A 12647-nucleotide genomic window follows, 5' to 3' on the forward strand; every position below is an offset into this window, starting at 1 on the left:
TGGGCGACGAGAAAGCGGTTCAGCGAGCAGTGCCACGACCAGATGGAGGACGGCCCAGGCGAGGCAGGCGCCGCGCCATCCCAGGGCGTCGATCATGAGAGCGCTGGCTGGCCATCCGACCGTGCTGGCAAATCCTGCGAACAGGGTAATCCCTGTAATCGCGTTGCGGGCCTCACGCCCATAGAGGCCAGTCACCGTGGCGAAGGCGGCCTCGTACAGCCCGAACCCCATACCGATTCCAATCGCCGCCCAGGCCAGTGCCAGCGTGACCGGTCCGGACGCCCAGGCCAGCAGCGCCAGCCCGACCGCGAAGACCAGGTTGGAGGCGGCAAGGACGTCGCGGCCGCCATAGGTGTCGATGAGCCGTCCCGCATGACCGTGAGGTGGACGGCGGCGTACGCCAGGCAGGCACCCCGCCAGCCATAGTAATCGGCGAGGAGGGCCGTCAGCGGCCAGCACACCGTGCTGGCAAGACCACCGAACAAGGTCACGCCAGTGATCCCTGAGCGCGCTTCGTCGCCGTAGAGCCGTCCCCGGGCGGAGAATGCCGGACCATAGAGACCGGCTCCCATGCCGAGGCCGATGACCACCCAGGCCACGATGAACACTGGCAGGGTGGGAGCGATGCCGAGGCCAAGCAGGCCGATGGACATCAGGATGGCACTGGTCGCCAGCACGGGGCGGCCACCATGGCGTTCGATCAGGCTGCCAATCCGAGGTGAGACCAAGCCCGAGACCAAGAGCCCTACCGACAAGGCACCTACCACCCAGGACAGCGGCCATCCGGTGTCGGTCGCGATAGACCCGGCCAGGACTGCAGGCAGGTAGTAGGTGGACCCCCAGGCAAAAACCTGCGCCACCCCAACCGCGGACACCACAACGAGCTTGGAGTGCTCGGCGGCCGGGTCCACCGACGTTGTGACTTCAGTGGCGGTGACTTGGCTCATTCCACCGGCTCGACCTGGGCGATCTCCGGGTTGGCAGGGCAGCAGGGTGCATGCTCCACCAGATCCGCTTTGGGCGGACAACAGGGGCCCTGGGACGTCTCGGGGGTGCAGCACGGCCCAGCCGCCGCCACTGCCTCTGGCAGCACCCTGGAGGCGCTACAGACGCCGGTCTGCGGCAGATCCAGCTCCACCCGCCGCGCGGCCTCGACGTCGCCTGCCAGGAAGGCGGCGATGGAGCGCACCTGCTCATAGCCCGTCGCGAGCAGGAAGGTCGGCGCCCGGCCATAGCTGGCCATCCCGGCCATGAAGAGGCCCGGGTCGGTCTGCGCCAACTCCTCGGCACCGTGCGGACGGACAGTGCCGCAGGAGTGTAGGTTGGGATCGATCAGGGGTGCCAGCACACGTGGGCATTCGAGGGCGGGATCCAGGTCGAGGCGCACCTCGCCAAGGATGCTGAGGTCCGGACGAAGGCCCGTGGCGACCACCATCTCGTCGGCATCAACCGCCCCGCCCTCGGCGCTCAGCACCCTCAGGGATGCCGCGGCCTCCCTGCGGACCTCATCGACGGAGAAGGGCGCCAGGAGCTCGATGGCGCCGCTCTCGACGAGGTGGCGAAGGCGCTGCCCCAGGGCACCGCGCTCGACCAGCTGATCGGCTGCTCCGCCGCCGTAGGCGCGTGTGAGGTCCGTGCTGCGGGTGGCCCAGAGGATCGTCGTGCCCGGAGCCTGTTCAGCGAGGTCGTGGAGCGCGATCAGGGTGCCAATGGCCGAATGGCCAGAGCCGACAACCAGAACCCTTCTTCCCGCATAGCGGTCCCGATCGGCACCAAGGACATCGGGCATGCCGTAGCGGATCCGATCGGCAGCCTCGCTTTCCCCGATCGCTGGGAGGCCGGACGCCCCCGCTGGGCTGGGATTGCCCCATGTGCCGGTGGCGACGATGACGGCACGGGCGAGAAGGCGGCCCTGCGTTCCCTGGGCGTCCTGGAACCGCAGTTCAAAGGGCTGCTGCTCACGTCCGGCGGTCCGGACCTTGCCCAATCGCAGGCGTGCAACACCGGTGACCCGCGTGTTTAGGCGTAGGTGATCAGCAAGCTCGGGCGTGGCGGCGAGGGGCGCCAAGTAGGCCTCTACGAGCTCGCTACCGGTGGGGAAGATCTCGGGGTCAGGTGGGGTCCAGCCGTGCCGCTGGAGAAGCGCCCGTGCAGCCCGGTCGATGTTGTAGCGCCAGGGCGAGAACATGGGGACGTGCCCCCAATTCAGGGTCGCTGCACCGACGGTTGGCCCAGCCTCGAGGATGACGGGCCGGAGTCCGCGTTCGAGCAGGTGGGCTGCAGCGGCGAGGCCGACCGGGCCGCCACCAATGATGGCCACCGGCAGGGAGGCAGTGTCCAGGTGAGCAGCGGCCGTGATGTCGGGGCGCTGAGTAGTGGAGCAGCACGATGCCATTGTCGTCATCTTTCTCGATGCATCGATCGGCGATGTATTATGGCAAACAAGGACTCAGCACTTGCAGTCCTCCCCTACGCCACTGCGCACCTTTGCGGCGCGGCCGGTTTCGGTCAGGGCTGTAGTGGCGTCCATCCAAGCGCCCAGGCCGACCTGGAAGGCTTCGCGGCCCTTGTCGGTTAGGGTGTAAACGCGGCGCTCGCGGCCAGAGACCACCTCCGTTTCCGAGATGACGTATCCCCCCTGCTCGAAGTCCCGGAGCGTGGGGTAGAGAGCGCCTTCGGAAGGGGAGCAGCACCCATTGGTGGTGCGCTCAACCGCTCGAGCGATGTCATAGCCATGGGCTGGGCCATCATGCAGGACCTGGAGCACGAAGAATCGGGAAAGGGCCATTTTTATGGTTCCTGCCCAATAGGCGCGGTCCGTGAAGTCCGGCGTAGGCCGGGAAACTGCACGGAGGGGCTGAGACTTCGACATATCGATATGCTATGCCTCGGCATCCGATGCGTAAACGGGAATCGTGTTTGCGCCTGGGTTTGTGGCAGGCCACGTTGCGCCTCACCTTACGTCGCGGCTCAAGGTTCTAAGCATATCTGGGGTGACTGCGGGGGTAGATCTCCTGACAAGCTCACCTGCGACCCTATGTTCCTGTTTGGTTCTGCAGGATGGCGATGTGGCGCGGCACACGGTTCGGCTGGCTATGCCGCCAAAGATAGCGGATCACGACCGTCGGGTGCTCGCAGAGGTGCTGCGCGAGGCATGGAACGATCGTGGGCACTATCCGCCTGGGTCAGTTGAACGCCTGCACGTCCATACCGTGGTCCGTGACATTGTCGATTGGCTCCGTCGCCTGCCCGGTGGGAAGGTCGACGGTAGAGGCTGACATCCTCTAGGCCTGGACCGCTGGCACTCGGGCCTTCCTGCAGGTGGCACCGCGCGGGCAAGGGATGCCGACTAGAGAAGGAGGCTCCCTGCGGCAAGAACCCAACACCGAGGCGATGTCCGGAGCAATTCGGCAGCCTACGAGCGACATACGGTTTACACAACCGCAAGTAGAAATGACCACAACTCAAAGTAGAAATTTCTGCCTGCTTTTTGGGCGTTTACCTGTGGATGAAATCAGACTTGTAGTGAACTTCGAACAAAGTGTAGTTGAAATACTCGTTTTTTCGTTTTTTTTCAATGGCCTGCAAGCCCCGAATCTATTGAATAATAGTAGGGAAAAAGAGCCTTCGGCTGCCTGCGGCGAAAAAGGGGGGGCTGGAACGGGTCATCTGCCCTCCAAAAGCAGCTGTGGAGGGTGGGTTCTGGTGGGAGGCTCGTGGCAAGATCTGAGCGCTCGACCCCTGGGCTGCTCTGCTACAATCACTTCTCCCTCGGCTCCGCCTGACCTGTCCTCAGCAAGCGCTCAGCAGGCAAACTCCTACCCCTAAACGCCGCAATGAGGTTCAGCCTTTTCACCAGATCGTCTGGAGAACTCGCCATCTCCACATCCACCCGCTCGGCCCACATGACCCAGTCGCCAGAGTTTGAGGCGGGTTGAGCCGGAACTTCCAAGGACATGCTCAGTGCGGCAGCACGTCCATGCTTCCCCGGGGATGAACGGGATCACTGCAGTGGCCGTGCTCGAAGTCGGCCAGGGTCTCGATGATGCGGCACTGCCCCACCACTCCACCGGCGCACGTGGTGGCCATCCGTTCCAGCTCTGCCCGAAGCACCTCGAGACGGCGCATGCGGGTGTCCACCTCGGCGATCTGGGCCGTGGCAATGGCATGTGCGGTTGAGCAGTCATCGCCGGGACGATCGGCCAAGTCGAGCAACGACCGAATGGAGTTCATGGGAAAGCCGAGTTCGCGGGCGTGGCGAATAAAGCCGAGGCGCCGGACATGTCCCTGGTTATAGGACCGATGCCCACCCTCCGTCCTGGCCGGTGCAGGGAGCCATCCTTCCGCCTCGTACCAGCGGATTGTTGTGGCCTTAACGCCCGTGATCCGCGACAGGTCGCCGATGGTCATCTGCTGGTTTGGCCGTTCCATCCCTTCAACATAGGCGCAGGACGGCCAATTCCATACCACACCGGCCGAAACGGAGGGGCCCCGACCGGCGCCACAACTCCAGGCCAGAGCCGCAATCGTCCGGCGCCGTTGGGCAGATCTCACAGCGGAAATCCTCGCTTGCTTCTGGTGGAGCCAGTTACACTTAACCGAAGTGCGGTGCGTGACAGCCGCAGAGGGATGGGTTAGAGGCTGTCAGAGTATGTTCCCCGTGGAGACATCGCCGTTCTTCGCAGCCTGCCGTCGCGGGCTCTCGGCGTTGCTGTGCGTCCTTCTGCTCTCTGCCGCGGTTGTTCCCCCCTCCGCGGCCTCCCAGGCCGCCTACCTGTCCAGTGAGTTGTGCGCGATCACCGCTCAAGCTGGAGATGCCGAGGGCGGGCCGGACAGACCCGATCAAGCGCCCTGCAATACCGCCCATCATTCCTGCGGTAACCCGGCAGCGCTTCTCCCAAACGACATGGCCGATGGTCCTTGGGTGACCCAACGCTTAGCGACACTCACGCCAGCGCCTACCCACGCCCTGCTGTCCGGCATCTCGGAACTCCCGACAGAACCACCGCGCGCCTAGCGCTCCGCTTCTCCCTGCCGGTCCAGCGCGGTTGCCATCTCGGCATCCCCGCTAGGCCCGTCCGCGGCTCGCAATAGCTAGGTGCATTTATGCAAATCAGTGCTGTTTGGCTGGCGGTAACGCTTGCCGCCTTACCTGCTGTGGTGCACGGGCAGGACGCCCGCACCCCTGCTGGGCCAATCACGATCAGCTCCCCTCAGCAGGCAGTTGCCGCGGCCCTGGCCCGCTCACCTGCCCTGCGGGGTGCTGGAGCAGCCCAGCAGGCCGTGAGAGCCGATGCCCTCCAGGCTCCGCTTCGGCCTAACCCGGAGGTCGGCGTAACCGTCGAGAACTTCGGTGGCCTTGGCGGGCGTGGTGATTACCGCGGTGGCCGCACCGTTGAGACCACAATTGGCGTCGCGCAGCGGTTGGAGCTAGGCGGCAAGCGCGCTGCTCGGATCGGCTTTGCCGCCCGGAGCGGCGAGCTTGCAGGCCTGGATTTCGCCAGCTTCAGGCTGGACCTGACCCGCGACGTTATCACGGCGCTCGCCGATGCCGAGGCCTCGTTCCGTTTGGTTGCGGTAGAGCGTGAGCGCGCCCGGCTGGCTGGAGAAACACTCCGGGCCGCACGTGCCCGGGTCGAGGCGGGCCGGGATCCACTACTCCAAGCCCAGAGGGCTGAAGTTGTACGTGCGACTGCCGAGATCGCGGCCGAACGGGCGCAGCGCGACTCCGAGATCGCTTTGACAGATCTGGCAGCACTGATCGGGGCGCCCCGAGTTGATCTGGCACCGAGGCAGGCTTGGTTCGAGGACATCGGGCGGGCACCTGGCACCCCGGTACCGGCCGATCCTCTTGCCCGTCTCGCGGGCAATCCTGACCTGGCCCGGCTCCAGGCCGCCGTTCAACAGCAGATCGCCAACGTGGCTCTCCAGCGATCCACGGCCGTCCCTGACCTTACTGTGCAGGGGTATGCGCGTCGCTTCGAGGAGACTGGCGAGACCGCCTTTGTTGCTGGAGCCTCCATCCCCCTCCCGTTCAGCAACCGGAACCAGGGCGGCATCGCCAGGGCTCAGGCCGAGCTACTGCGGGCCGAGGCAGAAGCCGATCGCACGCGGATCGCGCTTGTAGCGGCCCTGACCGCGGCCGAGCAGCGGACCGCCCTGTCCTGGAGAACCGTCCAGAGCCTGAGGCGCGACGCCTTGCCAGCTGCTGAGCAGGCCGCCCGGTTTGCTTCGGGCGGCTTTGCTGAGGGCAAGTTTTCCTTCCTTGAAGTCCTGGATGCCCAGCGCGCCCTTTCGGACGCTCGGGCTCAACTGATCGACGCCATTCGCGAGTTCCACACCCGCCGCGCCGCCGTCGAGCGGCTCCGCGGTCAGCAGCCCGCCGCTATGGCGAATGGGAGTGCCCGTTAATGCTCCGGCTCACCCTGGCCGCTGGCGCCGCCCTGGGCGGGCTGGCGCTTGCCACCGCCTTTCCGTCCATCCCACAGACTGCTCGAAGCCTGGTCGGCCTCCCCGTCTCGTCAGCCTCTGGCGCGGCGCAGCCCGCCGCTCCGGCACCCGCACGCCAGCAGGACGGCCATGGTCACGCCGCGGGCAAGGAGGAGGACCACGGCGAAGAAGGCCACATCGCCATGACCGCCGAGCAGATTGAGGCGGCAGGCATCCAGGTCGCCAAGGTCGGCGGCGGCAACCTTGTGACCAGGACTGCGGTCCCCGGCGTCCTGTCAGCAAGCCAGGACCGACTGGCGCGGGTTACAGCCCGGCTTAGCGGAACTATTGCCGAGGTCCGAAAGGGCCTGGGTGACGACGTGGCCCAGGGTGACATTCTTGTCGTCATCGAGAGCCGCGAGATCGCCGACGCCAAGGGTGAGTACCTGGCTACCCTGCGCCAGGCTGCCCTGGTGGAGACAACCCTCCAGCGTGAAACACGGCTGTGGCGGCAACGCATCTCCGCCGAGCAGGATTTCCTCCAAGCCCGAGCGGCAGCGGAAGAGGTGCGGATCAAGATCGACCTCGGCCGCCAGCGCCTCTCGGCGCTTGGCCTCTCCGAGACAGAGATTGCGGGCCTGCCACGTCAGCCTGCGGCTTCCCTACGCCGTCACGAGGTGCGGGCACCGATTGCCGGTCGGATCACCACCCGGGCAGCGGTTCTTGGCGCTGCTGTCGGCGCTGACGCGGAGCTTTTCACCGTGGCGGACCTGTCCGTGCTCTGGGTCGAGATGGCGATCCCACCGCGGGATCTGCCACTGGTGCGACAGGGCCAGAAGGTGGCCATCGCTGGCGAGGATGATGTTCGTGGTGAAGCCAAGATCATCTTCCTCAGTCCCCTGTTGGATCCGGAGACCCGTTCTGCGCGCTCCGTCGCGGAGTTGCCGAATGCCGATGGCCAGTGGCGGCCGGGAGCCTTTGTCACGGCCCAGCTAACCACGGCTGAGCAGCCTGTCGATGTCATGGTCCCCCGGGACGCAGTCCAGGAGGTCGAGGGCACAAAGGTTGTCTTTGTTCGGACCGAGGACGGCTTTGAGAAACGCGAGGTCGCCTTGGGTCGGGAGGACGCAACCGGCTTTGAGGTTGTCTTTGGGCTGGATACCGGCACGGAGATCGCGGTCGGCAACGCGTTCTCGCTCCGCGCTGAACTCAGCAAAAGCGAAGCCGGTCATGCCCACTGAGGAGCACTCCACATGATTGGCCCCATCCTCGACTTCTCCGTCCGAAATCGCTGGACCGTGGTGCTGCTAGCCGTAATTGCGGCCTGCATCGGCGCCTGGTCGGTGACCCGGCTGCCTATCGATGCCACGCCGGACATCACCAACAACCAAGCCCAAATCAACACGGTGGCGCCCTCCCTGTCGCCTTACGAGATCGAGAAGCAGGTGAGCTTTCCGATTGAGACAGCGTTGGCAGGGATTCCTGGTCTAGAGAGCACGCGCTCTCTCTCCCGCAATGGTTTTAGCCAGGTCACCGCGGTTTTCACTGAAGCCACGGACATCTACTTTGCCCGTCAGCAAGTGCTTGAACGCCTGATCGAGGCCAGAGAAGCCATGCCCGAGGGGGTGGAGCCCCGCCTTGGTCCGGTCTCCACCGGCCTCGGCGAGGTGACGATGTGGACGCTCCGCTTCGCGGATCGGAAGCAGGGTGACGTCGTCCCCGACGGGCAGCCGGGTTGGCAGGCAGACGGTAGCTATCTCACCCCCGAGGGCGAGCGCCTTTCCGACGTGGCCGCACGCGCTACCTACCTTCGGACCGTGCAGGACTGGATCATCCGGCCCCAGATCAGGAACGTGGCGGGCATTGCGGGCGTGGACGCGATCGGCGGCTACACCAAGCAATTCGTGGTTCAGCCTGACCCGGCCCGCCTGATCGGTCTCGGATTGGGCTTTGCTGACCTATCCACAGCTATCGAGCGCAACAACGTCAGCACCGGTGCGGGCTACGTTGAGCGTGGTGGCGAAGGATTGGTGGTCCGCTCTGGCGGGCGGGTAACCAGTGTTGCGGAGCTGGAGCAGGTGGTTGTCGCCACCCGCGAGGGGGTGCCCATCCTGCTGCGGGACGTGGCGCGGGTCGCAATTGGGCAGGCACCCAGGACGGGCAGCGCCAGCGGCAACGGCCAGGAAATGGTCGTCGGCACCGCCCTGATGCTGATTGGCGAGAACTCCCGCACCGTTGCGGCTGCTGTCCACAAGAAGGTGGACGAGCTCAAGCGAACCCTGCCACGGGGGATTGAGGCAACGGCCGTGCTGGACCGTGGCATCCTTGTGGACGCCACCATCAAAACCGTTGCCAAAAACCTCGGCGAGGGCGCGCTCCTCGTGGTGGTCATCCTCTTCGTGATGCTGGGCAACATTCGGGCGGCCGTGATCACTGCGGCCGTCATACCGTTCACCATGCTTCTCACCGCCTTCGGCATGGTGCGCGGTGGCATCTCCGCAAACCTGATGAGCCTGGGCGCTCTCGACTTCGGCCTCATCGTGGATGGTGCCGTCATCATCACGGAGAACAGCCTCAGGCATCTGGCCGAGCGCCAGCACGAAAAGGGGCGTGGTCTCACGCTGGAGGAACGGCTGCGCACCGTGGCGGCGAGTGCTCGGGAGATGATCAGACCGTCTCTCTATGGCCAAGCCATCATCATCCTCGTCTATGCCCCGCTGCTCACCTTTACGGGTGTCGAGGGCAAGATGTTCATTCCCATGGCCTTGACGGTCATCATCGCACTTGTCTTCGCGTTTGTGCTCTCCCTTACGCTGGTGCCCGCCCTGATCGCGATCTGGATTACTGGTCGCGTCAAGGAAGAGGACGTCTGGATCGTTCGGGGCTTGAAGCGGGTCTACGCGCCTGCACTCAGCCGGGCCTTGCGTGTGCCCGTCATGGTGATCGCCGTGGGGGCCGTGCTGTTTGCGGGCTCCCTGACCATTTTCGGGCGCCTAGGACAGGAGTTCATCCCGACGTTGGACGAGGGCAACCTGGCCATGCAGGCGCTCCGCATCCCGAGCACTTCGTTGCAGCAATCACAAGCCATGCAGTCCGTGCTGGAACGACGCATCTCTCGCCTGCCGGAAGTACAAGTCATCTACTCGAAGACGGGCACTGCTGAGGTCGCGTCCGACCCCATGCCGCCGAACGCCAGCGACACCTTTATCATCCTGAAGCCCAGGGATCAGTGGCCTGACCCCTCTTTACCCAAGGAGGAATTGGTCCGGCGCATTGAACAATCGGTCGCGGGCATTCCCGGCAATGCCCTCGAGTTCACACAGCCGATACAAATGAGATTCAACGAGCTGCTGGCAGGCGTCCGTGGCGACCTGGCTGTCAAAGTTTTTGGGGACGAGTACGGCCCCATGCTCCAGGTAGCTGGGCAGATCGCACAAATCCTGAACAGCACCGAGGGTGCTGCCGACGTAAAGGTTGAGCAGGCGACCGGCTTGCCTTTCCTGGAGATCACCGTGAACCGGGCCGAGATTGCCCGACGTGGGCTCAACGTCGCCGACGTGCAGGCGGTGATCTCCGCCGCGGTTGGCGGTCGGGAAGCCGGGATGGTCTACGAGGGCGATCGAAGGTTTGCGATCGTGGTCCGCCTGCCAGACGCCCAGCGTGGTAACTTCGAGGCCCTCAGGGGCTTGCCGGTGCCCCTGCCCCCTGTTGCGGGCAGGCCAGCGGCGTCGGTTCCCTTGCAGCAACTGGCGACGCTCCGTGTCGTGGAGGGGCCAAACCAGATCAGCCGTGAGCAGGGACGCCGTCGCGTCGTCGTCCAGGCCAACGCTCGGGGACGCGACATCGGCTCGATCGTGGCGGAGGCACAGGCTAGAGTGGAACGAGAGGTCCAGTTGCCCCCTGGGTATACAGTGACCTGGGGCGGCCAGTTCGAGAACCTCGCCAAGGCCAGGGAACGGCTAAGCATCGTGGTTCCCGCCTGCTTCCTTCTGATCTTGGTGCTGCTCTACGCCGCTCTCGGGTCGGTGCGAGACGCCATCCTCGTCTTCAGCGGGGTGCCCCTGGCGCTCTCGGGCGGGCTGCTGGCTTTGTGGCTGAGAGACATGCCTTTCTCGGTTCCGGCTGCCGTGGGCTTCATCGCCCTCTCTGGCGTGGCAGTGCTGAACGGGCTGGTCATGGCAACCTCGATCCGAGACCTGATGGAACGGGGGCACCTATCTCTCAGGGACGCCGTGTTCCAGGGAGCGATGACCCGGCTCCGCCCCGTTGCAATGACTGCACTGGTGGCCTCCTTGGGCTTCGTTCCCATGGCTATTGCCACGGGTGCCGGTGCCGAGGTGCAGAAGCCCTTGGCGACTGTGGTCATCGGCGGATTGATAAGCGCAACGCTACTCACTCTGCTGGTGCTACCCGCCCTCTACGTTCGCTTCGGTCGCGTCCACACGCCTGCGGAAGCAGACTCCATCCTGGCCAGTGCACAAGCTGCACCGGCTGAGTAGAGACACGCGCAGGAAATCGGTTGAGAACCGGGCTCCTGCGTGCTGTGCCTGACATCAAGATAAGGGAATAGCCCGCATGAAAAATCTCGTACTCGCCGTCATCGCTGCGGCATCTCTGTCCACCAGTGCACTCGCTCAGGGGCATCAGGGGCATGCAGACCGTGGCGCACATGGCGGGCCCATGCAGGACGTTGTCGGAGTTCATGCCGAGCTCCTGCTGGCAGAACGGTCGGTGACCGTCCACCTCTACGATGAGGCAGGCAAGCCCGTTCCGTCCTCCGGGTACACGGTGTCCGCGCTCGTCGGGACGGGACAAGCACGCCAGGTCGTACAGCTAGCCCCTTCCGACGAGAACGTGCTGACGGGAACGGCACCGAACGTTGTTGCCCGCGGCACCCCTCTAACGCTCCAGATCAAGGCACCTAGTGGCCGGACTGGCCAAGTAAGGTTCTGAGTTGCGACGATGCATGACACTCGGCCAATGGCAGGGATGTCATGCATCGGCCAGCCATAACTACCTCCCACACGTGACCACAAACTATCATGGAGGGCGTCACATGCCGGTGCTCGGCCACCCCGGAAGTCGAGTGATCCCTTCTGTCCAGGGCAGAGAGAACGCCACGCATAGCGATGGCGTGGCAATGTAACGCGACATTCCCGTTCTGCTCAAAGGAAGCTGTCACAGGAGCCGGGTGTGACACGGCAGTGGACCGATGAGGGTGGATGGCACATAGCGGCCGAGATTGGCGCGGGTTCCATGCCACCATTTGCCTCCGCACAGCAACCGTCATCCCTGTATGGCGAGGGACGGTATATCATGGTGGTCGAGGACGACGAGGAGGTGCGGAAGCTTCTCCTGAGCCACCTGCGTCGTAGCGGCTTCCGTGCCAGCGGGGCGCGCGATAGCACTGAGATGCAACTCGTAACCGGCGTGTCCACCACCGGAGCCGCCATGGCCCCAGCTATACTCTTTGCTACCGCTGTGACCGGGCGCGTAGCTCCCTGGCGCTGGCGCACCAGCCAGCCGCGGGCCGCATTGCGCGGAAGCAGGAGGTTGCGCCAAGGGAGCGGACTGGATCAGCAGTTGCTGCAACTCAGCGCTCCGTTCGAGGATTTTATCGAGTTCTCCGCGATCAAGCCAGACGCCCCTGCACTGGGCGCAGTAATCTATTCGATGCCTTGGCGATAGCTCATGACGAGGTCTATGCGACACCGAGGGCGCGGCATTCCGACGGCCGCCCGGTCGGTGCTGAGATCGCTCATCGGAATGCTCCAGTTTTCCTGGGACGTCGGTTGTGGTTGTCTTGCTCGAGAAGTGACGGCGAGGACCGTCTCGAAGTCCACACCGCCTCATCGCAACTTCAGGGCTTTGCTGGGGCGCTCTTGTCACGGTGCTCATGTTCGTCCAGGTCACCTGCCTGATGACCCGGGTGATCATGGTGAGCCCCCGGCTTCTCGGTCACGCTCTTATCGCGGTGCCCATGCTCGTCGAGATCACCGGGAGTGTGACCGGGGTGATCATGATGCTGACCCGGAACTTCCCTAACGGACTTGTCGCGGTGCCCGTGCTGGTCCAGGTCGCCCGGCTTATGCCCAGGGTGATCATGGTGCTGACCAGGCTTCTCTTGTAGCATGTGGTTCTCCTTGCGTGACTAGCAGCAAAGACCAGCGCATTTCGGGCAACGCACATGCGCCTGTTGTGGCGCAGAGGTGCGTCAA

General features: G+C 64.6%; 8 protein-coding genes and 2 pseudogenes. 4 read left to right on the forward strand and 6 right to left on the reverse strand.

The features are described from left to right. Positions 1 to 69: 69 nt before the first annotated feature. The 5 genes and pseudogenes from ACFFIC_RS19300 to ACFFIC_RS19320 form a co-directional block, all read right to left on the reverse strand. Positions 70 to 459 (reverse strand): annotated as a pseudogene (locus tag ACFFIC_RS19300) (MFS transporter); the annotation flags it as partial. Further along, positions 387 to 947, reverse strand: a pseudogene (locus tag ACFFIC_RS19305) (MFS transporter); the annotation flags it as partial. The pseudogenes ACFFIC_RS19305 and ACFFIC_RS19300, both read right to left, overlap by 73 nt. Then, the gene (locus ACFFIC_RS19310) at positions 944 to 2404 is read right to left on the reverse strand and encodes an FAD-dependent oxidoreductase (RefSeq protein ID WP_377053350.1); all 1461 of its coding nucleotides are present in this window, start codon (positions 2402 to 2404) and stop codon (positions 944 to 946) included. The pseudogene ACFFIC_RS19305 and the gene ACFFIC_RS19310, both read right to left, overlap by 4 nt. 45 nt (positions 2405 to 2449) lie before the next feature. Then, positions 2450 to 2788 carry a PadR family transcriptional regulator gene (locus ACFFIC_RS19315; protein WP_377053352.1) on the reverse strand — a complete coding sequence of 113 codons (339 nt, stop codon included), beginning with the start codon at positions 2786 to 2788 and terminating at the stop codon, positions 2450 to 2452. Between the two features lie 1172 nt (positions 2789 to 3960). After that, on the reverse strand, positions 3961 to 4410 hold the full coding sequence (locus ACFFIC_RS19320; RefSeq protein WP_377053354.1) for a MerR family transcriptional regulator: 450 nt from the start codon (positions 4408 to 4410) through the stop codon (positions 3961 to 3963). Positions 4411 to 5106: 696 nt separating this feature from the next. On the opposite strand from ACFFIC_RS19320, the gene ACFFIC_RS19325 reads away from it, so the two are divergent. The 3 genes from ACFFIC_RS19325 to ACFFIC_RS19335 are packed head-to-tail and all read left to right on the forward strand — an operon-like array spanning position 5107 to position 10928. Beyond that, a complete protein-coding gene (locus ACFFIC_RS19325; protein ID WP_377053356.1) occupies positions 5107 to 6411 on the forward strand; it encodes a TolC family protein in 1305 nt (434 codons plus the stop codon). After that, positions 6411 to 7670 carry an efflux RND transporter periplasmic adaptor subunit gene (locus tag ACFFIC_RS19330; RefSeq protein WP_377053358.1) on the forward strand — a complete coding sequence of 420 codons (1260 nt, stop codon included), beginning with the start codon at positions 6411 to 6413 and terminating at the stop codon, positions 7668 to 7670. The genes ACFFIC_RS19325 and ACFFIC_RS19330 overlap by 1 nt, the downstream gene beginning before the upstream one ends. A 12-nt stretch (positions 7671 to 7682) precedes the next feature. Further along, positions 7683 to 10928, forward strand: a complete 3246-nt coding sequence (locus tag ACFFIC_RS19335) for an efflux RND transporter permease subunit (RefSeq protein ID WP_377053360.1) — start codon at positions 7683 to 7685, stop codon at positions 10926 to 10928. Between the two features lie 787 nt (positions 10929 to 11715). Here the strand turns inward: ACFFIC_RS19335 and ACFFIC_RS19340 are convergent. Beyond that, a complete protein-coding gene (locus tag ACFFIC_RS19340; RefSeq protein WP_377053362.1) occupies positions 11716 to 12366 on the reverse strand; it encodes a TFIIB-type zinc ribbon-containing protein in 651 nt (216 codons plus the stop codon). Here ACFFIC_RS19340 and ACFFIC_RS19345 point away from each other — a divergent pair. Next, entirely contained in the window at positions 12326 to 12559 is a 234-nt protein-coding gene (locus ACFFIC_RS19345; protein ID WP_377053675.1) for a hypothetical protein, read from the forward strand. The two genes, ACFFIC_RS19340 and ACFFIC_RS19345, sit on opposite strands and share 41 nt — an antisense overlap. The last annotated feature ends 88 nt before the right edge of the window (positions 12560 to 12647 follow it).

Origin of the sequence: Muricoccus vinaceus (genome assembly GCF_042433125.1) — a bacterium.
GTDB lineage: Bacteria > Pseudomonadota > Alphaproteobacteria > Acetobacterales > Acetobacteraceae > Roseomonas > Roseomonas vinacea.

Coding starts and splice junctions, on each gene's coding strand:
- ACFFIC_RS19340 (WP_377053362.1), bottom strand. CDS start 12,366: ATGATCACCCGGGTCATCAGGCAGGTGACCTGGACGAACATGAGCACC.
- ACFFIC_RS19325 (WP_377053356.1), top strand. CDS start 5,107: ATGCAAATCAGTGCTGTTTGGCTGGCGGTAACGCTTGCCGCCTTACCT.
- ACFFIC_RS19315 (WP_377053352.1), bottom strand. CDS start 2,788: ATGGCCCTTTCCCGATTCTTCGTGCTCCAGGTCCTGCATGATGGCCCA.
- ACFFIC_RS19330 (WP_377053358.1), top strand. CDS start 6,411: ATGCTCCGGCTCACCCTGGCCGCTGGCGCCGCCCTGGGCGGGCTGGCG.
- ACFFIC_RS19320 (WP_377053354.1), bottom strand. CDS start 4,410: ATGACCATCGGCGACCTGTCGCGGATCACGGGCGTTAAGGCCACAACA.
- ACFFIC_RS19345 (WP_377053675.1), top strand. CDS start 12,326: ATGTTCGTCCAGGTCACCTGCCTGATGACCCGGGTGATCATGGTGAGC.
- ACFFIC_RS19310 (WP_377053350.1), bottom strand. CDS start 2,404: ATGACGACAATGGCATCGTGCTGCTCCACTACTCAGCGCCCCGACATC.
- ACFFIC_RS19335 (WP_377053360.1), top strand. CDS start 7,683: ATGATTGGCCCCATCCTCGACTTCTCCGTCCGAAATCGCTGGACCGTG.